We start from the raw sequence: 21,665 nt of genomic DNA on the forward strand, positions 1-21,665 counted from the left end.
CATAACTACTTAAAATAGTAAAAAAGAAAAATTTAAAAGCTGGTATTAGTATATCTCATAAGTGATTCCATGAAACTTGGACCATATTTTAAAAAATATGATATGAGCAGGAAAAAGGTCTTTCTTGCCGTGGCAATTACTGCTATTTTTGTCCTTAGTGGAGCAGTTTTTGCATTTCAGAACATACAGCAAACAGGGAGTCCTTCGGCTCATATTATTGCTCAGCCTCAGACCTCTAACCAGGTCACAATTACAGTCTGGGGTGCAGGATCTCCTGGCGGTGAGCAGGAAGTTTTTAACGAAACCTGCAAATACTTCGAGTCCGTATATCCTAATGTAACTGTGCAGGATAATCCAGCAGTAAATGTTGCAAGCAGCACATTCTCAACCGCCGCTGCATCTGGAAAGGCTCCTGACATTTACAGAGATACAAGCAACGATGGTGGAGTACTGTTTGAGTCAGGATACCTTTTGAACCTGAGTCAGTACCTTCCATCATCCTTCTTCTCAAACTTTACAACTGGAACAATATCAGACTGGACAATAAACGGAGCAATATATGGAGTACCAGTTAACACAAACGGTGTTGGTCTATACTATAATAAGAGATATGTGACAACACCCCCAACCACAATTAATCAGCTGATTAAAGAGGCAGAAAATATTACCAAAAACGATACATACAATGGAAATCCAGTATACGGTCTTGCTTATGCGCTCGGTGCAGATTATGGATACAGGGCTGCAGCTTGGTGGCCAGCATTTGGAGGGCAGATATTTAATTCAGCAGGACAGCCAACACTGAACAGTTCTGCAGGAATACAGGCAATATCATTGCTATACAACTTTACATACAAATATAAAATAAGCCCAACAGGCATAACATCAACAAAACAGGAAAACGAATTGTTCGAGGACAATCAGTCTGCATTCATAATAGAGGGTCCATGGTGTCAGTCAAAATTTGAGGCATATCTTGGAAAGAATCTTAGTGTTGCACCACTTCCAGAGAATTCTGCAACAGGAGACTGGGTTTCACCAATTTGGGGTTCTGTTGGATACGAAATATCTTCACCTGCAGCCAGTGGTATAAACGCACACCAGCTTTGGGCTTCAATACAGTTTATTAAAATGCTGACCAATTTCACTGCACAGAAAAATCTATTCCTTAAGGCTGGAGACTTTCCATCCCTAACATCAGTTGGCTCCTATATATCAGCAAATGCCACGGCAAGGGCTCAGGATCCTCTGATATCAGGTTGGGTTGCACAGGAACAGCACACACAGATACAGCCAAACTATGTATCAATACAGTACTACTGGCCAAACTTCCACACCTATATAGGAAATCTTTATGACAACGGAACAAACAACGTTACTTCAACCATGAATGCATTCCAGCACGAAGTTCAGAAAGAGATAAGCCAGTTGAACGAAAAACCAGTGTTCTTGTCAAATACTGATATCATAATAATAGTGGTAGTACTTGTTGTACTGGTTGCAATAGTTGCAGTTGTTGCAGTCTCAAGAAGGAAGAAAGGCGGAGACAGAGACAGCGGCAATAATTGATAAAATTTTTTAAATTTTTTTAAATTTTTTCAGGTTAAGTGATTCGAATGAACGTTTCTATCAAGAGAGATATTAATAGAAAAGCGGCAAACAAAAAAATGCGCAGAAAACTTGCCATTATTGGACTTGTAATGATATCTCCAATTCTTGTTGTTCTTGGATTTCTGAATTTTTATCCAATTGCATATAGCATTTATCTTTCATTTACTAATTACAATTCCATACATACAACTGCTACAGGTTTTGAGATAGTTGGCATAGCAAATTTTGTATACATCTTTGGCTCTAATGCTCTAAGACAAGTAATAATGAATACAATTGTATGGAGCCTGGGAAGTATTGCTGTAATGGTTCCAGCAGGCTTTATATTGGCACTCATCATAAATCAAAAAGGTCTTCTTGGAAAGAGAGTTTACAGAACCCTATTCCTGTTTCCATGGGCATTTCCTGCATTTCTCACGGTACTTGTATGGTCAAACATGCTTGCAGTTCATGGTGGGGTCGTTGATGAATTTCTGAATTATTTACATATTAAGTCAATACCATTTCTTACAAACCCAGGTGATGCAATGTTATCTCTCATACTTGTGAATTTCTGGCTCTCTTTTCCATATTACACTTATGTTTATACGGCATCCATACAGAGCATACCAAAGGAGATGTATGAGGCTGCCGAGATGGATGGCTATGGTACAATAAGAACCCTAAGATATGTGACACTCCCACTGATAAAAAGACAGTTTGCCTTTGTTACGATTTTCGGTTTCATTTTTACATGGAATAATTTCTATGTGCCTTTTCTTCTAACAGGAGGAGGGCCTGGTAGGTCAACACAGATACTTATTACTTATGCATACACTCAGGCATTCAGCGAATTAAATTATTCACTGGGCGCCGCATATTCTATAGTATCAATTCTCATACTCCTTGTGTTCGTAATAGTTGCAAATCATTACACAAAAATGATGAGAGTACTCTATTGAGGTGAACTTATGGTGGATCAGGCAATTAATAATAATGAAAATTTAATGAAAAAAAATTCAAATATTGATCTTTACAGGAGGAATCTTTACTACAAAAGAATGAAAAAAATTAAACTTGCAGTATCACACATAGTACTGATAATATTCTCAATATTTGCAGTGTTTCCAATTTACTATATTGTTTTAACATCGTTGAATCCAATAGGAAATCTTATAAATACTTCACTTTACCAGCTGATTCCAAATCTGAGAATGAATCTCAGTAATTATTCATCCATATTATTTCAGCACCCATTCCTGCTCTGGCTGAGAAACACACTTTATGTAACAATTTTATCCACACTTATTGGTGTTGCCCTTTCTATTTCAGCAGGTATCGCATTCTCCAGGTTTAGATTTCCACTTAAGGTTACACTACTTTACATGCTTTTAATACTTTCACTGTTCCCTTTCACAATGATGGTGATTCCTTACTACTTCATGTTCTCCTCACTTCATCTGACTAACTCACTGAACGGTCTCCTTATTCCTTATTCAGCAGGCGCTATAGTCTACTCTTCCTATCTGATTAAGAACTATGTTGATGCAATACCAAAGGAATATGAGGAGGCAGCCCAGATGGATGGCATGTCAAAGGTTAAATCACTGTTCAGAGTTCTCATACCCATGTCCAAGCCAGTAATAATATTCGCACTGCTCATTGCATTTATGGGCCCATATACAGATTATGCACTTGCGGGACAATTTCTGACAAGCAAAAGTAAGTATACAATGGCAATTGGCATGTACTATGTTTCACAGGGAAATATCACAGTTAATTATGGGGTTTATGCAGCATTTTCTGTACTCATGGGGATTCCAATATTCATATTGTTCTTCGTGTTCCAGAAATACCTTGTATCTGGCTTCAGCCTTGCAACATATAAGTGAAGATATATAAATAAAGGATATACTACTAAAAATGAAAAATCAAATATAATATAATTAACATATCTTTTTTGATATTATGGGAAAACTTGTGCTTGAGAATGTATCAAGAATTTTTGACAAGAAAGGTCACGGGGTTTTTGACGTTAATCTGAATATAGATGACGGAGATTTTTTTGTGATACTTGGACCGAGTGGTTGTGGAAAGACAACAACTCTAAGGATAATGGCTGGCCTTGAAACTGTTGATAGCGGAAGAATATTCCTTGATGATATTGAAATAACAGATTTTCCACCGAGGAATAGAGATATTGCTATGGTTTTTCAGAACTATGCACTTTATCCATTTCTGTCAGTGCGAGATAATCTAAAATTTCCACTTAAAATTGCCAAGATGGATAAAAATGAAATGGAAGATAAGATTGAAAAAGTTTCAAAATTGCTAGGAATTAGTGAAATCCTTGACATGAAACCGGGCCAGATCTCAGGAGGACAGAGACAAAGAGTTGCCCTTGGAAGAGCAATTGTGAGAGAACCCAAATTATTTCTCATGGACGAACCTTTATCAAATCTGGATGCAAAATTGCGAGCACAGATGAGGGTAGAGTTAAAAAAATTACAAAGAGAACTAAAAACAACAACTGTTTACGTTACACATGATCAGGTTGAGGCTTCAACACTGGCTGATACAGCAGTGATCATGAATGGTGGGAGGGTGATTCAGCTAGGTGATCCCGCTGAAATCTATGCTCAACCAGAGAACAAATTTGTGGCAGGTTTTATGGGAGACCCTCAAATGAATTTTATCAATGGCAGATTATATGAAAAAAATGGAGAGGCAATGCTTGAATCTTTGGGGAAAACTTATCAAATTGATGGCTTGGAGTTGCCAGGTGGATACAGTGATGATGTTGTGGTTGGGTTCAGACCAGAGAATACATTGGAGTCAAGTCAGGGAATAAAAGCAAAAGTTACTGGAAAACAAATCATGGGAAAAATAATATATGAATTCATGGTTCTGGAAGATGGCACATCAATATCCATGGAGACAAACATAGAAAATTCACACAATCCTGACGAATTAATTTCTATAGAGCCAGACATTTCAAAGATACATCTTTTTTCTGGGCCAGACGGTAAAAGAATATACAGTGGTGGAGATAAAAAATTGAGGGAAATTGAAAATAGTGAAAAAGTCATTCAATAGAGTATAAAACCATTCTTCTCTATTATTATATTTTTTTCATTTTCCATATATTTGTTTCCAAGTGTTATATTTACCTTATTAATTTCTCTTTCATTTTTGGCGAAAATTAGTGTTGTAGTGGCATTGTGCAAAATTTTCTGAAAGATTATGGTTTCACCTTCTTCCTTAATAAAAAGATGACCGGTCTGCATCTCTTTTCTCTCATTTCTTATTCTTATTAATTTTCTGAAAAAATCCACCATTTGTACATTCTGGTTTTCCCATGGGTAAGGCCTTCTGCAGTCAGGATCACTTCCACCTTCAAGTCCGGTCTCATCACCATAATATATCAATGGCATACCATCCATCATAAACAAAAGGGTGTATGAAAAAAGCATCAGATCCCTTCCAAGTATGTTTATTATTCTCTCTGTGTCATGGGTCGAAAGCACATTCATTGAGTTCATCAAAGACAGCTTTCCTGAATGGACATTTAACATTGTTAACAAACCTTCCATTTCCTTGGTTGAAATTACCCCTTTTGAAATTTTAATTATTAAATCTCTGAGAAAATAATTTGTGAAGCCGTCATACAAACCACTTTCCGTAAATATCTGAGGATCACACCATATCTCAGCTATATTAAGCATTTCTGGTATTTCTTTTTTCAATTGTTTAAAGTAGTATTCTACAGCCCTTAGATCAATGGAATCTGAAACATCATATCTGAACAATCTCACTCCAATTTCATTGTAATAGAACTTTATGACATCAAGCACCATATTTCTTACATTTTCATTAAGATGATTCAATTTAGGCATTCCCTTAACATTTTTGAACTTCCCATAATCTTCTTGGTACATATGATACCAGTTATCAGCTTTATTTTCATCTCTGAATTTAGGAAAATTTGTTGATGTATGGTTAAAAACCATATCTAGCATCAGTTCCATATTATTCTCTTTCAGTTTAAAAGAAAGCATTTTCAGATCATCCATGGTTCCCAATAATGGATCAACACTGAAGTAATCATCCACATCATATCTGTGGTTACTTCTTGATCTGTAATGTGGATTCAGGTAAATTATGTTGCAGCCAAGTGATTTTATATAATCAAGTTTTTCAATTATTCCACTTATATTTCCACCGTAAAAAGATTTTGAATCCGGGAGGCTGTTCCATTCTATGAGACCTTTTTCCTTGTCACCTTTTCTATAAAATCTATCGGGAAATATCTGATATATGACTCTATTTTTTTCTTTATTTTCATGATACTGTGGTTTGAAATTATATTTATTTCCATCATAATCCAAAAATGTGTAATCCTCTCCACCTTTTACAATAAAGCAATAAAAAGAAACATATGGTGTTTCATAGGATCTTATGAATGAAATTATACTTTCATTGTTGTCAATTAGCATTGGAGGGTTTTTTCCAGTGGGATTTAATGCTATAATTTCAGCAAATTCATCTGGTGAATAATAGAATCTATCTTGAGAAGGATCGTGAAAGAAGTTTTCCTGATAAATTTCAATTGTTTCAAACTGTTCCTGGTCCAATGGTTCTCTTTCATTATTATAATATTTATACTGGTTTATTTCATATCTGTAATTGTATTTACCTGCCTGAAGTATTACTTTTCCGGTCCAGAAGTCTCCCTCATTTTCCAGTTGAATACTACCATCGCCGAAACAGTTGAAATTTCCAGATACATATGCATCAACATCTCTATCCTCCCTTCTGATTTTAAAGTATACAGTCCACTGGTAACCATTCAACTTTTCAATATGTGGTTTCATAACACCTTCACGACTTTATACTTACCTGTTTTTCCTGATTTTAAATTGTATCTGATTCCCATTATTTCAATTTCATCCTTCACATTCCCGTATATCCTGAGTTCATCCCCAAATATTATGCATGAATTCATCCTGATAAATATGGGGAATTCTTCCTCTGATGTAATGTGTACCGGACCTTCAATTATTGAATTTGAATTGAAATCAATCCACTGTCCAGGTGGTATGTAAACATTCCTTTTTGAAATTGTTTTTTCAATCTGAGGGGCATAAAGTATGTACTCGCCAAGCATATACTCATCCTCCGCATAGAACGCATCATCGTTCTGCCATTCATAATACACAGGTCTAATGACGGGTTCAAATTTCTCGGTGCTTTCTATTATGGTATTGTATATATGCTCAAGGAATCTGTATCTGAGGTTAACTGCCTCTGTGATCCTCTTTTTAACATTCTCCGGAAATAGAAATACTTCCTGGTCATTTCCATCTATTGTTTTATGATTCCTATAGAGGGGGAAAAACAGGGCCATTCTGTAGTATGCAGCTACCATTTCAGGGTCGCTCCTTCCAAAGAATCCCCCAAGATCAGTTCCACAAATCACAATTCCACTTATGCTCATTGAAATTATCATACTGATCTGAAGTTTAAGATCATCATATTCAGAAAGGTTATCTCCTGTCCATACAGCACCAAATTTCTGAATACCCGCAAAACCTGATCTGGTAAGTATGAATGGTTTTTCATCCCTGTTTTTAAGAACCTCATAAGTTGCTGCAGCTTCAAAGTATGGGTAATAATTTCTCACATGCTTGTGTTCAATCTTATCTCCATTATCAAGTGTATGCATTGCATCTTCAGGAAACAGATGATCTTCAGTGAGAAGCGTAGGCTCATTCATGTCCAGCCATATTCCGTCAACACCACTTTTTATGAATTTTTCAATCTGTTTTTTCCAGAATTGTCTACCTTTATTATTCAGAAAATCCGGAAAAGCGCTCAATCCAGGCCACATTTTTCCAGTAAATATGTCACCGTTTTTCATTTCCATATAAGAACCCAGTCCTTCTTTGAAAACTTCATAGTTTTGGTCAACCTTTATGCTTGGATCTATAATTGTAACGATTTTAGTACCTTTTTTATGAATTTCGTCGATGAATTCCTCCGGGTTGGGAAATCTCTCACTGCTCCATGTAAACATTCTGTATCCTTCCATGTAATGGATGTCAAGATATACAGTGTCAACAGGGACTATTTTTTTGTATTCATCTATTATTGAAAGCACAGTTTTCTCAGGATAATAAGTGTACCTTGAAATGGAGTGTCCAATTGCCCAAATGGGCGGTATAACCGGTTTTCCAGTAAGCTTAATAAAATTACGGACAACCTCACTATATTTATCATTATCAATTATGAAAAATTCAATGGAATTTGTACTCATTTTGGCTTTTATAATGTTGTAATTCTCTATTCCTGTATCAAATTGGATTTCCCCTCCATAGTTGATGAAAATACCCTGACTATGCCCATTTTCACTCACAATAAAAAATGGTATTGGCAGATATATTGGTTCTTTTCCTCTCCCATAACCTCCAGGATCAGTATTTCTGGATAGAAGCTTCATTCTTTTTCTGTCATAAGAAAATGCATGTTCTCCAAAACCGGTTACTCTGCTTTTTATATTTATTTTCAGATCCAATTCTAATGTATCATTTATTATTTTTACGTCCATTCCAAATTTTTTTAGTATTTCTCCAGGATTTTGCAGTGGTTTACCTTTAAATCCAAAATCCAAAACAGGCCTGCATTCATTTATGATGAATTGATATGTACTATCATTTTCATAAGCCTCAATTTTCATGAAATTGTATGTATATTATGTTTAAATCAATTTCTAAAAAGGAAATAAATTTTAAATTTCATATTTTTTATATTAAAAAATTTTACAAAATAAAATACAATCAATTTAATATCCCATATTTAAAAGTAAAATCTTAATATAATAATTTTTTTCAAACATTATATTTAATTACAAGTTACTTTATCAAGTAGTTATTTCCAGGCAAATTCACATCCATGCATTGCAACATCTTCTATCCTTGCAGTTTTTCCACCTATCCTTATTTCAGAACCTCTGTAAAGGATATTGAAAGTATGCTGATAACCTTCCTTCACAGTAACATTTGTAACGTCCCCTTCAAGTTTTCTTAACCTGTTTTTATAGATACCAGTTACTTTGCATTTTACATTTAGATTTGTCAAATCAAGGTTTTTCAAAAACCAACACGCATACCAGGCTGTTTTAAATCTCAACTCACCTCTATCCCTGCTTATGTTCAGTGTATCTCCGGGCATCCAGATTGTATGATAAAAATAGTAACTTGCAATATGTATTATTTCATCCTCCCTGGCTACTATGGCATAATTGTCATCCTTTCTTCCATTATCTATCTTTACGACAATTTCACTTCTATCCTTAATAAATACCTCTGAAGCCCTTCCCCATCTTCTCATAATATTTGCCTTTTTAAGAAGTATTTCAGGAATTTCACCCTCTTCAGGAAAGAGAACAAGGCCCACATTTATCCCTTCATTAACGGCATCCACAAGGTCGTCCTTTACATAATTGAAATTATCCCTTTTCAATGACAATAATATTTCATCCTCTGTATTCCTTATCATATTTTTGAGTTCTTTCTTGATTTTATTCTCAGATTTTACAATCCAGAAATAGGGATCATCAGAAGTTCTTGAAGATTTTAATTTTTCCACCTGTCTATCAATTTTTGATACTGTTTTTTTCATTTCCTCAAGGTGTTGACTGAATGCCTCTGATACACTTTTGGCTCGGTAAAGATTCTTTTTCCCCGGGCTCATCTCTATGAGTCCTCTTTCTGTAAGCTTTGCTATGACATCATAAACTCTTGGTTGAGGTATACCTGAAAGCTTTACTGTTTCACCAGTGGTAAGAGGGCCTTTAGTAGCTATTGCCCGAAACACCATTATTTCATAGTTTGTCAAACCAAATCTCTTTAGTTCTTCAAAGGCATCTTCCATTGCTACAGTAAAACCAACATGTGAAAAAATGTTTTTGCTAAATTATGCCTATGATATAATGCCTTATATTTTTATAATACAAAATTCTCATGAAAATATGATTAAAGAGATTTTCAATGAACACGAAAAGGAATTTAAAGCAATAAATGAAATATGCAACAGACTTGAATCAGATGGTGAATTAGACATAGACAATTATGAATCTTTCGAGGAAAGCCTTAAGGATCACATATTTATTGAAGAGGAATACCTGTTTCCATTGATTAACGAGGATGGGAGGGTTGGGCTCGAAATAGCAGGTTTCGAAGCGGAACATGGGGCCGTTTGGAATGTTATGGAGATGATTCACAGGGATCTGGAAAATCAAAATTATACAAAGATAAGAAAGTATCTGAATGAGATTAGGAGTATTCTTCAGGAACATCAGGAGAGAGAGGAGAAATATCTTTTCAGCAGATTTCCCGATTATCTGCCAAACAATCTTGCAAAGAGACCTCCTGAGTGGAGAGCAAGAAGGTCAAGAATGATTAAAAAACTGTAATATCTGTGTTAGTTATATTCTTGCATGGAAAATCAGTGGATAAATGAAGTTAAAAAATACATTGATGATCTAAGAAGTATATGGAAAGAAGCATTTAGAATTTCAGTTTTGTCTCTTGCAAATCCTTCAGACATTTATACAATGGCAGGTGAACAGTTTCAGGTATCATGCAACATAAATATTAAACTGGATTCTGAAAATATCACAATTCTTAGGGAGAACGGAATTGATGTAATAACCCAGGGTGGTAAGAATTTTATAAAGCCCATGAAGGATGATTACGGAACCACACCAGTTGAAATTAAGCCATCCAATCTTAAAATCAAGGATTGTTTTCCTTTGCTATTTAATTTATATTTTCATTCCAGTAAATTCAAAGATCCAGTGGATATCGTGGAATCATTCTATCATATAAAAAATGAACTCAAACTTCCCGATGAGATGTTCTATTCATATCCATCAAGGGCCATTGAAAATCCTGGGATCGTTACAATTCCATATCTGCAACAGGAAGGAAGGATTATGGGATCTAAAATTTTTTATTCATTTTTTTACAGGGGAAATGACAGAATTATGCCCGCACTATATTATCCTGCGAGGATCACTCTTACTGAGGAGCTGGATTATGAAAACCTTAAAAATAAGGTGATTGAAAAATTTAATGAATTTATGGAAACAAAAACTTATGAGAGATATGAGGAATATCGTGTCTTGAAGAATGTGAGAAATAAGATGGTAATAAAAAAATGGGCTCCGATTTCTTTATCAACAATAACTGAGAAAGAATTATCAATGATTCAATCAAGAGAATATTTTGTAATTAAAGATGGAAAAGTATGGCTTTCTGGTGAGGAAAAAAGGGAAAATCTTTACGATGAAATTGAAAAACTTAGATTATCTTCTCTTTCCTCGGTTGAATACTGGTTTAACCTTCCATTTTACTGATCATCGTCCAGGCATTTCCCAAATATTTTTACTATCTCTCTGAAACCAATTTTGGAGTAAAAATTCAGTGCTATTTCATTCATTGCGGGAAATTCTGCAGAAACCATCCCTATACCTCTCTTTTTTCCTTCCTGTATCACAGTATCAACCATATTCCTTCCCAGCATGGTCCTTCTATATTCTGGCATAATGTAAAGATCTTCTATCCTTATCTCCTGCTCTGGATTGTAAAATATCCTTTCCCTTATTTCAGCCTTTATCAATGAGATGATCTTTTTATCTCTTGTTCCAACAAATATTATGAATCTCTGGCTGTCCTTAATTGCATTAAGATAGTAAATTCTTATTTTGTCAAGCTTATCTTCTGTGGTATTGAACATACTGTCGAATTCACCATTGAATCTCTTCATCCTGACTATAAGTTTAAGGAACTCATCAATATCCTTCTCCTCAGCCCTTCTTATCTCTATATTTTTATTCATTCATATCACCCGGCAGTTTCTTTATCACTCCTTCATTCAGAAGTCTGTTATAATTATCTCTATTTGTTTTTATTATCTCATAGGCAGTTTTATAAAAACCCTCCTTGCTGTCTGATTTTCTGGCCATTTTTTCATCCACAGTTGCCCTTGCAACCTCAGATGCCACAACTGGATACATTTCCCAGTCTTCCATGGTTGGAACTATATTGTCCTCAGTCGGATCTTTAATATAAGATGCAATTGCCTTTGCTGCCCTGACCATTATTTTAAAATTTACACCTTTGGCTCTTGCATCAAGTACCCCTCTGAAAATTGCTGGAAAAACCAGACTGTTGTTTATTTGATTTGGAAAATCACTTCTTCCGGTTGCCACAATTTTTGCACCTGCTTTTTTGGCATCATCTGGCCATATTTCTGGCAAAGGATTAGCCAGTGCAAAAATTATTGGATCATTATTCATGCTTTTGATATGTGAAGCATTAAGAAGACCTGGCTGAGATTTAGCAGCTGAAATTATGGCGTCACTGCCCTTAACAGCCTCTGCAATATCCCCCATCCTTCTCTCCCCATTAGTCTTAATTCCAAGCTCATATTTCCAGGGATTGTTTATCATCATTCTATCCATATCTTCCCTTTCAGGATTAAGGATACCTTTTGAATCGCACATGATAATATTTTGTGGTCTTACACCTGCCTCTATTAAAAGAAAGGCTGCAGCTATATTTGCAGCTCCGGAACCTATCAGGGATATGGTTGAATCCTCTAGTTTTTTTCCCACAAGTTTCATAGCATTGTAGAGGCCCGCAAGTGTTATACAAGCAGTTCCAAGCTGATCATCGTGCCACGCAGGTATTTTCAATTTTTCCTGAAGTTCTTTCAGTATGAAAAAACATTTGGGGCTTTCGATATCCTCAAGATTGAAAGCTCCAAAGGCTGGTTCAAGAGCAAGGGCAGTGTTGATAAAAGCATCTTTATCCGGAGCCCTTATGGGTATGGGTATTGCATTCACACCACCAAGAAGATTAAAAAGCAATGCTTTACCTTCCATCACCGGCATTGCAGCCTCTGGCCCTACATTACCTATACCAAGAACCCTTGTTCCATCAGTTATAATCCCAATGGTGTTCCATCTACCTGTAAGTTCAAATGAAAGATCAACATTCTTATTAATGTCCCTTGATACCTCTGCAATTCCTGGAGTGTACCAATATGAAAAATCCTCTTTAGTTCTAACGGGAACCTTTGGGAAAGTTGATATCTTACCTTTATAGTACCTGGAATATTCGACAGCCTTCCTATTGAAGGTTTCTGTCTTTTTTTCCTCTTCCATTATGATGTTATAGCAAAATCATTTATTACAATTCCTATTCTACATTTAATGGAAGAGTTAAAAAATGTTAAAATAGACTGGAAAGCAATACTTTCTGAGCAGATAAAAGAATTATCACAAAAATATGGAGAAAACAAGGTCTCAGAATATTATGAACCACTCATAAGAATGCTATCTGAAAACAAGATTCCTTCTAGGGTTGTTATCAGGAAAGGAATGGTTTCAGCATATGGATATATTCTTGATTCAGAACTTTCCGATGACAGAAAACTTGGTTTCATAGGTTTTTCAAAGGAGGAAAATCATTCTCCTGAGGATCTAAAAATTATAACGGGATTTTTCGAAGAAAAATGTCGCGAAAAATCTTCAACCCTCATAATAGATGGCATTTTCAACAATCCATTTCCAGGCCTGATGAGTGAATTGGATTATAATGCCATTAATAGGGTTAAAATGATAAGGGATGTTGATAGTAATTTTAAAAATATTTCAGAAGATGAAAACATGTTCCAGCTCTCAAATTTTAAGGTAGAAGACCTTAATTTATTTCAGGAAGATCAGTACAGCAGGGAAACAGATTCTGTACTTTTATTAAGAAAAAAGGGGAAAAATGAAACATTTTCATATATTTACAGAGGAATTTACGGAAAACCAATCTGGGAGGCAAGTCTCATAATTTATATGAATGGTATCGCAGGGATTTGTGCAATCACAGATGGCAGTCAGGAACTTTCATACAGAGGAACACCATTGATTGTTGATTTTTCTGTTCGTTCAGATCTTAGAGGAAAAGGATTGGGAAAAAGGTTAATGTTTCAGGTATTGAAGAAACTACACCTTCTGGGTCACAAAGATGTTCAGTTATGGGTATCAGTTGAAAACCCGGCACATGAATTCTATAAGAAACTTGGATTCAGGGAAACAGAAGAAACTGAAACAATTCATTACAAAATTATAAAAAATTAATTTTTTCAAAGAGGAAAATCTAAATTCCCAAATCCTTTTTCCCAGTCCTTAAGGAATCTCTGAAGTCCCTCATCGGACTTTGGATGCTTTGAAAGCTGAACTAACACATTGTATGGCATTGTTGCTATGTCTGCCCCTATAATCATTGATCTTAAAATGTGAATTGGATTTCTTACTGATGCTACAAGTATCTTTGTCTTGATTGAGTAATTGTCGAATATTGTTCTGATCTGTTCAATTATGCTCATACCGTCCTCGCCTATGTCATCAAGCCTTCCTACAAAGGGTGAAACGTATTCTGCACCTGCCTTGGCAGCAAGCATTGCCTGTATCGCATTGAAAATCAGTGTAGCATTTACAGGTATTCTCTTTTCCTTAAGGTATCTCATTACCTTGAGGCCATCCTGTGTCATTGGTACCTTTACAACTGCATTATTCCCAAGCTCGCTTATTTTTATTGCTTGCTTTATCATTTCATCATAGTTTGTTGATATGACTTCAACGCTGACAGGACCTGGCGTTATCTTCATTATTTCAGATATTATCTCTTTGAAGCTTTTGCCTTTCTCCATCTCTTTGGCAATCAACGAGGGGTTTGTTGTTACCCCATCAAGCAACCCCATTTCAACAGCACTTTTGATCTCATCTATATTCCCAGTATCAAGAAACAGTTTCATATCCACTTTCCTCCCTGAACGATTTAATTCCAGCCTCCACTATATCCTTTACTCCCATATGAAAATAATCAAAAAGCTCCCAGGCTTTTCCGGACTTTCCAAAGCTGTCCCTCATGCCAATCCTCACAACTGGTACAGGATAATTTTCTGATAAAACTTCACATACTCTGCTACCTAGACCGTTGTAAATTGAATGCTCTTCCGCTGTTACTACATGTCCTGTGTTTTTTCCATATTTTATAATATTCTGTTTATCCATGGGTTTTATGCTAGACACATTAATCACAGCAGCATCCAGCCCCTTCTCCTTTAAAATCTCTGCAGCCTTTAATGAATTGTCAATCATTGAACCGTTACAAAATATTGTTAAATCCGATCCGTCCTTTAAAACAGTATTTTTTCCTTCCTTGAATTCGTAGTCCTTTTGATTAACAACTGCAAATTTTTCCCTTGAAAGTCTGACATAGTATGGTGTTTTTGTATTTTCAACAAGGTATGTTATTACAGATCTTGTTTCAATGGAATCTGCAGGTACTATTACCTTCATATTAGGGAGTCCAGACATCAGACCAACATCTTCAACTATCTGGTGAGTTGCCCCATCCTCTCCCACTGTTATACCTGCATGGGTCACAACAAACTTCACATCAATGTTATTGTAACATATTGACTGCCTCAGTTGCTCATATGTTCTTGTAAGGAATACTGCAAAGGTTGACGCAAAGGCCTTAAAGCCGCCAAGAGCCAGCCCTGCCGCAGTTGTAACCATGGACTGTTCAGATATACCCATGTTGAAAAATCTATCTGGAAATTTCTTACCAAAGGCCATTGATTTTGTTGAAGATGACAGATCTGCATCCAGGACAACTATTTCACTGTGTTTCTCTCCCAGTTCAGCTATTGTTTTACCGTACTCCTCTCTCTGACTTTCGTAAACTGTCATGATGACTCAATCTCCTTTAATGCTCTTTCATATTCATCCTGATTGGCAGGGGGCGATCCATGATATTTAGGGTTGTTTTCCATAAAGCTTACACCCTTTCCTTTTATTGTATTTGCAATCAGCATTTTTGGTTTACCATTTTTTTGAGAAGCAAACCTGAAAGCTTTCTCTATCTGTTCAAAATCGTGTCCGTCAAATTCAAAAGCATCCCAACCAAAAGATTCAAATCTTTCCTTTAACCTTTCCATTGGCATGATGTCTTTTGTGAATCCGTCCAATTGTACACCATTCCTGTCAAGTACAGCTATAAGATTTTCCAGATGATACTTTGATCCAGCCATTATAGATTCCCACACAGAACCTTCCTCTATTTCCCCATCACCAAGTATGACGACTATCCTATTGTTTATGTGTTTAAGTCTTGATGCGATTGCAAGTCCTACGCCAATTCCAAGCCCCTGTCCCAGGGAACCAGTTGAAGCCTCAATTCCTGGTATTCCCTTATGCACATGGCCTTCCAGTTTGGAATTGAGTTGTCTGAAACCGTCCAAAAGTTCAGGAGGGAAAAATCCCTTCAACGCAAGAATGCTGTACATGGCCGGTGATGCATGCCCCTTGCTCATTATTACATAATCCCTGTCAGGGCTTGACTGGTTATCTGGGTTAATATTAAGTTCCTTGAAGTACAGGTAGGTAAGTATATCTATTATACTCAATGAACCTCCAGGATGACCGCTTTGTGCTAGAAAAGTCATCCGTATTATTAGGCTCCTTGCCTTTTTTGCAATTTTTTTTAAAGTTGCATAATCAATTGAGTCATCATTCTTTTTAATATACTCCATCTGAATTCTCCTTCCTGCCTATGAATTATAAAATTAAAAGTTTTTCTAAAATCTATAATTAATCATATTTCCTCAATATTGCCCATATCTCTTCTATATCCCTTATTTTTATATGTTGCCCCTGAAATGAGTACAGTTATTCTTATCCTACCGTTTAAGGAATTATCTACATATTCTCCCTTCTTTATCATCACAGTATCATTTGTAAATTTCTTTATTTCTGCAAGTATCATGTCAGTTTCATTCATGGATAAATCATCGTTGGATCCTATGCTTACTATGACACCAGATGCAGAATTTTTGTCAATGTTGCTGTAAAGTTTTCCAAGAGCTTCCTTAAGTGCTTCCTGTGTTCTCTGGGAGTGTGATGAAGAAGATTCACCAACTCCAAATGCAGCAAACCCTTTCATTTCAATTATCTTTTTAAAATCAGAATAATCCGCATCTATTCTTCCACTTTTCACAAACATCTGTATAAGAGAGTGAATAATTTCCGCAAGTTTGGTATCAGCAAGCTCCATTGCCTGTTGATATGGCATTTCAAGATATGTTGAAAGAAATTCTTCATTTTCAAACACAACAACGTTATCAGAATAATCAAGAAACCTTGAGAGTGCTTCCTGTGCAATTTTGTCCTTGCCCTCCTCCTTAAATGGCATTATGCAAACAGACAGAACGTTAGCCCCCTTTGATTTGGCTATATTTGCAATAACAGGCCCTGCCCCCGAGCCTGTCCCTTTTCCAAGGCCTGCAATCACTATTATGAGATCTGTGCCGGAAACAAGATCCTCCAGATCTGCCTGTCTCTCTTTTGCCGCATCTATTCCCACCTCAGGATCTGCACCCGCTCCTCTTCCTCTGGTTTTATTTGTACCAAGAACCAAAAAGTTTTTTATTCCCATCTTTTTAATATGTCTGAAATCAGTGTTTGTTCCTATTGACATAACTGAATAGTATTTCTCATCCACGTCATGCTTTTGGAGATGAGCAATTGCATTGTTCCCAGCTCCTCCAACTCCGATTATTTTAATCTTGATTTTTGATTTTTCAATGTTTTCATCAAGTTTTTTATCATTATCAAAAATATCCCTTAATTCATCATTCAAATCTACAAGGGGTTCATCCTCATCAAAGGGCATAATTAAGATATAAAGTATAATTAAATTAATTTTGCCTTAGTTTTTCCCTCAAAGCTTTTTTATCCACCTTATTTGTCGATCCCTTTGGCATTTCGCTTATTCTGATAAATTCATCAGGTATCCAGAATTTCTCGATTCTTTTCTGTTCTACAAATTTCATAAGAAAATTTCTTATCTCATCATAATCTATTTCCTGATCAGAGGTGTAAAATGCTACAGGCCTCTCACCCCATTTTTCGTCCTTTTTTGCCACAACTGCTACCTCTTTCACCTTTCCATATAGAGAGATAACGTCTTCAAGAATAAGCGAAGGTATAAATTCTCCTCCTGATTTAACAGCATCCTTCTCTCTATCCGCAATATTGAGATAGCCATATTTGTCAACATATCCTAAATCTCCAGTGTGAAGCCATCCATTTTCCCATAATTTCTTTGTACTTTCCTGATCTTTATAATATTCTGAGGCTAGCCATGGGGCCCTAACAACTATTTCTCCAACTCGCTCTTCACCTTCACGGATAAAATCACCATTTTTATCAACTATTCTAAGTTCAACAAATGAAGCGGGTATACCAGCTTTCACTCTAAATTTATCTTTTTCATCCTCACTCAATGCCCTTATATTATCATTGAAAAGCGACAGGGTTAAAACTGGTGCCGTCTCAGACATTCCATATCCTGAAATGGTTTCCACTCCAAAATTTTTTGCCGCTTTCATTAGGGACTCTTTTAGGACGGCCCCTCCAATAATTGCCTTTAAGCCAGAATCTTTTAACATCTCAGAAGCATTTTCTGTGTTTATAAGCATATACAGAATGGAAGGTACCATGGCGCTATGGGTTACCTTGTATTTCTTTATCAATTCAAGTATCCTCTTGGGGTCATATCTTCCAGGTAGGACATATTTTAATCCTTTTAAAAAGAAAAAGTGTGGGAATCCCCAAGCGTGAACATGAAACATTGGGACCAGGGGCATTAAAACCGACTCTGAATTTATATTGATTGGCTCATCACCAAGTGATATTGAAACTGCCGTGGCATGCAGTACAACATCTCTGTGCCTGAATCTTACTCCTTTGGGCATGCCTGTGGATCCAGATGTGTAAAAAATGGTTGCATAATCGTTCTCAGAAACATAAGGAAGTGGAATCGATGTGTCCTTACCCATGCTTATTACGTCATCATAATCATACACATTTGAAAAAGGTAGGGTCTCCTTGCTTTTATTCAGATCATATATTATCCATCCCTTTACAAAGCCAAAAAGGTCCTTATAATTCAAAAACTGTTTAGCAATTTCAAGTCTCATTATCAAAAACTTATCCTCTGCATGCTGTAATGTGTAATATATGAGTTCCACCGGATACCTAATGTTTACAGTATGTATTGTTGCTCCAGCCATTGGTATTGCATAATACAGTTCAAGATATCTTATGGTATCCCAATCGAGTACTGCAACCTTATCATATTGATTCACACCTATCTTAACAAGACCCCTTGAAAGATTTTCTACATTTTCTAGAAATTTTTCGTAAGTTATTTCTCCCATTTCAGAATCGATAATCTTTTGGTTCCTGTTATTCCATACGGAGGTTCTTAAAAGATTATTCAGCGTCAGTTCATTCTGTACATAAACCATATATAAGAAATGAATAAAGGTAAATAAAAAATTTGTTACTTTTTCATTATTTTAATATAAAGATAACCTTTTTCACATTCAGGTTGTTGTGCTTTCCCCAACATGAGATGTCATATTTGTCTGTACTGAAATGAAAACGTTATTAGACACAGTGTATGTTCCTGCGTTTGCCAGCCATATTCCTATGGCCTCATCAACAACTGTGTTTCCACTTATTACAGTGAAATTTACCTCAGGCGGCGGGTTGTTATTCTGTGGTATCCAGTTTGAATAAACTGCTATTCCATTTGTTTCATTTGCAAGGTTCATGTCTGTGGCGTTGTCAAAAGGTGGGTTATTCAATCTCTGAAAAGTTGCATCCTTTACATAATTATTTATTATGCTGTTATGAAGATCCTTTGCTCCTGATGCCTGGTTGTTTATTATAATGCCATCTTCAAGTCCACCTATCACTGTGTTTCCCATAACAGTGTTGTTATTTGCCTGAGCAAATGGGAAATCTCCAGCTATTACTATGGTTCCAACGTAGGGTCCAGTTGGGCCATGTTGTCCAAAAACTGACCCTGTTACATAGTTGTTCATTACAATTGTGTTGGTTGTCATCATAGCTGGTCCCCAGGCTACAACAACTATTCCGCATCCTCCAGCATCCTCTTCAACAATATTTCCGTTCAAAATAACACCACTACTGTTCATAGGTCTTAATTTTCCTGAAATTCCATCTGGCACAACAGGGGACTCTGAAGCTACGACTATACCGCTTACATTGTTTTTAACAACTTGGTTAAAAGAAACAGTTGAGTTACTAACTCCATAGAGACCTATGGTTCCAATTATTGCTCCATCTTTGGAGGAATTCAATCCGTTATTAGTAAGGTAGTTGTTTGTGATTGTTATACCATTAGTTTCAAGAACAAGTATACCTTCTGAATTAGCGTCAGTTATGTTTGCTCCCACAACTGTAACATTTGTTACTCCAGGCCCAATGTAAACGCCAACGGTGTAACCAGAAGCATTTATATTCCCTGTGATTACCTCATTGCTCTTTGCAATAACCTTAGCAGTCATATTTCCAATCCCTATATTTCCAGATTCATAACCTTGAGTTGTTTTAGTCTGTGTTGTTTTAGAGGGCGACACATTCATACCTATGAAATATCCTCCCAAAATTCCAACAACAAAAACCACAACAATTGCAGTTATGATTAAAACGTTGTTTTTTGTTGCTATCAAAGGACAATGACCAATTTTTTTATAAAATTTTCTTTATATGTTGTACTAATAAAAGATTAAATATTAATCATAAATATTGGACACATTAAGGTTAATTATGAGATGTATTATAAATTTAAAAGCTTATAAAGAATCCTCACCAAAAAATATCGATTGGTTTTTGGAAGAAATTAAACCATTACTGAGAAATGAAGATAGGGTTGCAATACCATCAATAATGTTGTATAAATATTCCGGGAATAAAAATGTAATCTCTCAGCATGTAGATTGTCATGAATATGGCGCCTATACTGGAAGGATTATTATGGATGACCTTGTTGAATTGGGTATAAATGGATCACTTCTTAATCATTCTGAAAGACCTGTTGATATGCCCACAATTAAAAATTGTATCAGAAAGGCTGAAAAACTAAATTTTGAACTTATAGTATGCGCAAAGAATCTAGGTGAAGCAAATAAAATCCTGGATGCAGGAGGAAAAATAATCGCCTATGAGCCCCCGGAACTTATAGGTGGTGACGTTTCAGTATCAATATCAAAGCCCGAAATTATAGAAAAAGGTGTAACATTATGTGAAAGGAAAGGTGCAGATTTATATATAGGTGCAGGAGTTAAAACAAGGGAGGATGTGATCATTGCTTCAAAATTAGGAGCTAAGGGAATCCTCGTTTCAAGCGGTGTGGTTAAAAGTAAAGATCCTGCAAAGAGTTTAAATTCTTTAATAATCTAAGGGGTCAGTGCCAAAAAATAAGGATGAACCAGTTTTCAAATTACCTGAATTTAACGAAGAGGAATACTTAAAGTATGAGAGAAATAGATCAAGTACTACAATAGTGGTATTTGTATTTGCGATACTTGCTGGTTTTGCAGAAGGTTTTCTGGAACTATTTGGCTATGGCTACCTATCAGTACTTTTATTCCTTGTGCTTCTTATGCTACTTTTCAGAATACTGGGATATTTGAAGCTACCAATTCCACAGAGAAGTTCTCATAAATTCTATCTTATCGCAGTTTTTTTCCTTGCCTCCATTCTTTTCTGGTCTTTAGCATTGAATCCACCAATAAGTGTCAATACGGAACCATCAATTACAATGCAATACCTTCATAACGGATCCTGGGTAAATGTAAATCAAACAAACGGAAAATTTACACTTTTCACAATTACTTCCTTAAATAAATATGAGATAAGAGATAATGTAAGCTTTATAAATTCTGTAAGTCTGGTATATGTTACATCACCAACACTATCCAGTGCAGTTTTAAATTATAGTCAGAATGGAAATTTTATTTACTATGATGTGGCCATGGAACCTGTGAATTCTGAAATTCAGATAACGCTGGAGATGCATTCCGCAGGTAAATTCTATAATGAAACACAAACAATTGAATATATATCACCTGTGTGA

At 35.8% G+C, this 21,665-nt stretch carries 20 protein-coding genes; 9 read left to right on the top strand and 11 right to left on the bottom strand.

All coding sequences use genetic code 11. The features are described 5' to 3' along the window. Window positions 1-69 precede the first annotated feature (69 nt). The 4 genes from ACNF4Z_RS05315 to ACNF4Z_RS05330 all read left to right on the top strand — a co-directional run bounded on the left by ACNF4Z_RS05315 (window position 70) and on the right by ACNF4Z_RS05330 (window position 4,686). Window positions 70-1,569: a sugar ABC transporter substrate-binding protein gene (locus tag ACNF4Z_RS05315; protein WP_458328204.1), complete on the top strand. Its 1,500-nt coding sequence runs from the start codon at window positions 70-72 to the stop codon at window positions 1,567-1,569. A 47-nt stretch (window positions 1,570-1,616) separates the two neighbouring features. After that, window positions 1,617-2,552, top strand: a complete 936-nt coding sequence (locus ACNF4Z_RS05320) for a carbohydrate ABC transporter permease (RefSeq protein ID WP_458328205.1) — start codon at window positions 1,617-1,619, stop codon at window positions 2,550-2,552. A 9-nt stretch (window positions 2,553-2,561) separates the two neighbouring features. Beyond that, entirely contained in the window at window positions 2,562-3,482 is a 921-nt protein-coding gene (locus ACNF4Z_RS05325) for a sugar ABC transporter permease (protein ID WP_458328206.1), read from the top strand. 76 nt (window positions 3,483-3,558) lie between these two features. After that, window positions 3,559-4,686 (top strand): ABC transporter ATP-binding protein, encoded by a 1,128-nt coding sequence (locus ACNF4Z_RS05330; RefSeq protein ID WP_458328207.1) that lies wholly within the window; start codon window positions 3,559-3,561, stop codon window positions 4,684-4,686. On the opposite strand, the gene ACNF4Z_RS05335 is transcribed toward ACNF4Z_RS05330, so the two are convergent. From ACNF4Z_RS05335 to ACNF4Z_RS05345, 3 genes are all read right to left on the bottom strand, one after another. Next, window positions 4,680-6,464 (bottom strand): alpha-amylase family glycosyl hydrolase, encoded by a 1,785-nt coding sequence (locus ACNF4Z_RS05335; RefSeq protein ID WP_458328208.1) that lies wholly within the window; start codon window positions 6,462-6,464, stop codon window positions 4,680-4,682. The two genes, ACNF4Z_RS05330 and ACNF4Z_RS05335, sit on opposite strands and share 7 nt — an antisense overlap. Beyond that, window positions 6,461-8,326: a TIM-barrel domain-containing protein gene (locus ACNF4Z_RS05340; RefSeq protein ID WP_458328209.1), complete on the bottom strand. Its 1,866-nt coding sequence runs from the start codon at window positions 8,324-8,326 to the stop codon at window positions 6,461-6,463. The genes ACNF4Z_RS05335 and ACNF4Z_RS05340 overlap by 4 nt, the downstream gene beginning before the upstream one ends. A 191-nt stretch (window positions 8,327-8,517) precedes the next feature. After that, window positions 8,518-9,522, bottom strand: a complete 1,005-nt coding sequence (locus tag ACNF4Z_RS05345) for a TrmB family transcriptional regulator (protein ID WP_458328210.1) — start codon at window positions 9,520-9,522, stop codon at window positions 8,518-8,520. Window positions 9,523-9,619: 97 nt separating this feature from the next. Here ACNF4Z_RS05345 and ACNF4Z_RS05350 point away from each other — a divergent pair, with 97 nt between their 5' ends. Together ACNF4Z_RS05350 and ACNF4Z_RS05355 are read left to right on the top strand one after the other, a co-directional pair. Then, complete coding sequence (locus ACNF4Z_RS05350; RefSeq protein WP_458328211.1) at window positions 9,620-10,063, top strand: hemerythrin domain-containing protein; 444 nt, start codon at window positions 9,620-9,622, stop codon at window positions 10,061-10,063. Between the two features lie 24 nt (window positions 10,064-10,087). Next, window positions 10,088-11,008, top strand: coding sequence for a hypothetical protein (locus ACNF4Z_RS05355; RefSeq protein WP_458328212.1), 921 nt, complete (start codon window positions 10,088-10,090; stop codon window positions 11,006-11,008). Here the strand turns inward: ACNF4Z_RS05355 and ACNF4Z_RS05360 are convergent. Both ACNF4Z_RS05360 and ACNF4Z_RS05365 read right to left on the bottom strand, forming a co-directional pair. Then, window positions 11,002-11,490 (bottom strand): GNAT family N-acetyltransferase, encoded by a 489-nt coding sequence (locus tag ACNF4Z_RS05360; RefSeq protein WP_458328213.1) that lies wholly within the window; start codon window positions 11,488-11,490, stop codon window positions 11,002-11,004. The two genes, ACNF4Z_RS05355 and ACNF4Z_RS05360, sit on opposite strands and share 7 nt — an antisense overlap. Beyond that, entirely contained in the window at window positions 11,483-12,820 is a 1,338-nt protein-coding gene (locus tag ACNF4Z_RS05365) for an NAD(P)-dependent malic enzyme (protein ID WP_458328214.1), read from the bottom strand. The genes ACNF4Z_RS05360 and ACNF4Z_RS05365 overlap by 8 nt, the downstream gene beginning before the upstream one ends. Before the next feature lie 48 nt (window positions 12,821-12,868). Between ACNF4Z_RS05365 and ACNF4Z_RS05370 the strand changes: the two genes are divergently transcribed. Then, window positions 12,869-13,786: a GNAT family N-acetyltransferase gene (locus tag ACNF4Z_RS05370; protein ID WP_458328215.1), complete on the top strand. Its 918-nt coding sequence runs from the start codon at window positions 12,869-12,871 to the stop codon at window positions 13,784-13,786. 5 nt (window positions 13,787-13,791) lie between these two features. On the opposite strand, the gene fsa is transcribed toward ACNF4Z_RS05370, so the two are convergent. The 6 genes from fsa to ACNF4Z_RS05400 all read right to left on the bottom strand — a co-directional run bounded on the left by fsa (window position 13,792) and on the right by ACNF4Z_RS05400 (window position 20,259). Continuing rightward, window positions 13,792-14,463, bottom strand: coding sequence for a fructose-6-phosphate aldolase (gene fsa / locus ACNF4Z_RS05375; RefSeq protein ID WP_458328216.1), 672 nt, complete (start codon window positions 14,461-14,463; stop codon window positions 13,792-13,794). Further along, a complete protein-coding gene (locus ACNF4Z_RS05380) occupies window positions 14,447-15,406 on the bottom strand; it encodes a transketolase family protein (protein WP_458328217.1) in 960 nt (319 codons plus the stop codon). The genes fsa and ACNF4Z_RS05380 overlap by 17 nt, the downstream gene beginning before the upstream one ends. Further along, window positions 15,403-16,248 carry a transketolase gene (locus ACNF4Z_RS05385; RefSeq protein ID WP_458328218.1) on the bottom strand — a complete coding sequence of 282 codons (846 nt, stop codon included), beginning with the start codon at window positions 16,246-16,248 and terminating at the stop codon, window positions 15,403-15,405. The genes ACNF4Z_RS05380 and ACNF4Z_RS05385 overlap by 4 nt, the downstream gene beginning before the upstream one ends. A gap of 62 nt (window positions 16,249-16,310) precedes the next feature. Continuing rightward, window positions 16,311-17,387, bottom strand: a complete 1,077-nt coding sequence (locus tag ACNF4Z_RS05390; RefSeq protein WP_458328219.1) for a cell division protein FtsZ — start codon at window positions 17,385-17,387, stop codon at window positions 16,311-16,313. Window positions 17,388-17,412: 25 nt separating this feature from the next. After that, entirely contained in the window at window positions 17,413-19,026 is a 1,614-nt protein-coding gene (locus ACNF4Z_RS05395) for a long-chain-fatty-acid--CoA ligase (RefSeq protein ID WP_458328220.1), read from the bottom strand. Between the two features lie 78 nt (window positions 19,027-19,104). Then, window positions 19,105-20,259: a right-handed parallel beta-helix repeat-containing protein gene (locus ACNF4Z_RS05400; RefSeq protein WP_458328221.1), complete on the bottom strand. Its 1,155-nt coding sequence runs from the start codon at window positions 20,257-20,259 to the stop codon at window positions 19,105-19,107. A gap of 97 nt (window positions 20,260-20,356) precedes the next feature. Here ACNF4Z_RS05400 and ACNF4Z_RS05405 point away from each other — a divergent pair, with 97 nt between their 5' ends. Both ACNF4Z_RS05405 and ACNF4Z_RS05410 read left to right on the top strand, forming a co-directional pair. Further along, window positions 20,357-20,989, top strand: coding sequence for a triose-phosphate isomerase (locus tag ACNF4Z_RS05405; protein ID WP_458328222.1), 633 nt, complete (start codon window positions 20,357-20,359; stop codon window positions 20,987-20,989). A gap of 7 nt (window positions 20,990-20,996) precedes the next feature. Further along, entirely contained in the window at window positions 20,997-21,665 is a 669-nt protein-coding gene (locus ACNF4Z_RS05410; protein ID WP_458328223.1) for a hypothetical protein, read from the top strand.

The sequence above is a fragment of the Caldiplasma sukawensis genome (genome assembly GCF_052315375.1).
Classification (GTDB): domain Archaea; phylum Thermoplasmatota; class Thermoplasmata; order Thermoplasmatales; family Thermoplasmataceae; genus Cuniculiplasma.

Bases quoted from the DNA above. Each gene is read 5' to 3' on its own strand.
- ACNF4Z_RS05315 (WP_458328204.1), top strand. From the start codon at position 70: ATGAAACTTGGACCATATTTTAAAAAATATGATATGAGCAGGAAAAAG.
- ACNF4Z_RS05320 (WP_458328205.1), top strand. From the start codon at position 1,617: ATGAACGTTTCTATCAAGAGAGATATTAATAGAAAAGCGGCAAACAAA.
- ACNF4Z_RS05325 (WP_458328206.1), top strand. From the start codon at position 2,562: ATGGTGGATCAGGCAATTAATAATAATGAAAATTTAATGAAAAAAAAT.
- ACNF4Z_RS05330 (WP_458328207.1), top strand. From the start codon at position 3,559: ATGGGAAAACTTGTGCTTGAGAATGTATCAAGAATTTTTGACAAGAAA.
- ACNF4Z_RS05335 (WP_458328208.1), bottom strand. From the start codon at position 6,464: ATGAAACCACATATTGAAAAGTTGAATGGTTACCAGTGGACTGTATAC.
- ACNF4Z_RS05340 (WP_458328209.1), bottom strand. From the start codon at position 8,326: ATGAAAATTGAGGCTTATGAAAATGATAGTACATATCAATTCATCATA.
- ACNF4Z_RS05345 (WP_458328210.1), bottom strand. From the start codon at position 9,522: ATGGAAGATGCCTTTGAAGAACTAAAGAGATTTGGTTTGACAAACTAT.
- ACNF4Z_RS05350 (WP_458328211.1), top strand. From the start codon at position 9,620: ATGATTAAAGAGATTTTCAATGAACACGAAAAGGAATTTAAAGCAATA.
- ACNF4Z_RS05355 (WP_458328212.1), top strand. From the start codon at position 10,088: ATGGAAAATCAGTGGATAAATGAAGTTAAAAAATACATTGATGATCTA.
- ACNF4Z_RS05360 (WP_458328213.1), bottom strand. From the start codon at position 11,490: ATGAATAAAAATATAGAGATAAGAAGGGCTGAGGAGAAGGATATTGAT.
- ACNF4Z_RS05365 (WP_458328214.1), bottom strand. From the start codon at position 12,820: ATGGAAGAGGAAAAAAAGACAGAAACCTTCAATAGGAAGGCTGTCGAA.
- ACNF4Z_RS05370 (WP_458328215.1), top strand. From the start codon at position 12,869: ATGGAAGAGTTAAAAAATGTTAAAATAGACTGGAAAGCAATACTTTCT.
- fsa (WP_458328216.1), bottom strand. From the start codon at position 14,463: ATGAAACTGTTTCTTGATACTGGGAATATAGATGAGATCAAAAGTGCT.
- ACNF4Z_RS05380 (WP_458328217.1), bottom strand. From the start codon at position 15,406: ATGACAGTTTACGAAAGTCAGAGAGAGGAGTACGGTAAAACAATAGCT.
- ACNF4Z_RS05385 (WP_458328218.1), bottom strand. From the start codon at position 16,248: ATGGAGTATATTAAAAAGAATGATGACTCAATTGATTATGCAACTTTA.
- ACNF4Z_RS05390 (WP_458328219.1), bottom strand. From the start codon at position 17,387: ATGCCCTTTGATGAGGATGAACCCCTTGTAGATTTGAATGATGAATTA.
- ACNF4Z_RS05395 (WP_458328220.1), bottom strand. From the start codon at position 19,026: ATGGTTTATGTACAGAATGAACTGACGCTGAATAATCTTTTAAGAACC.
- ACNF4Z_RS05405 (WP_458328222.1), top strand. From the start codon at position 20,357: ATGAGATGTATTATAAATTTAAAAGCTTATAAAGAATCCTCACCAAAA.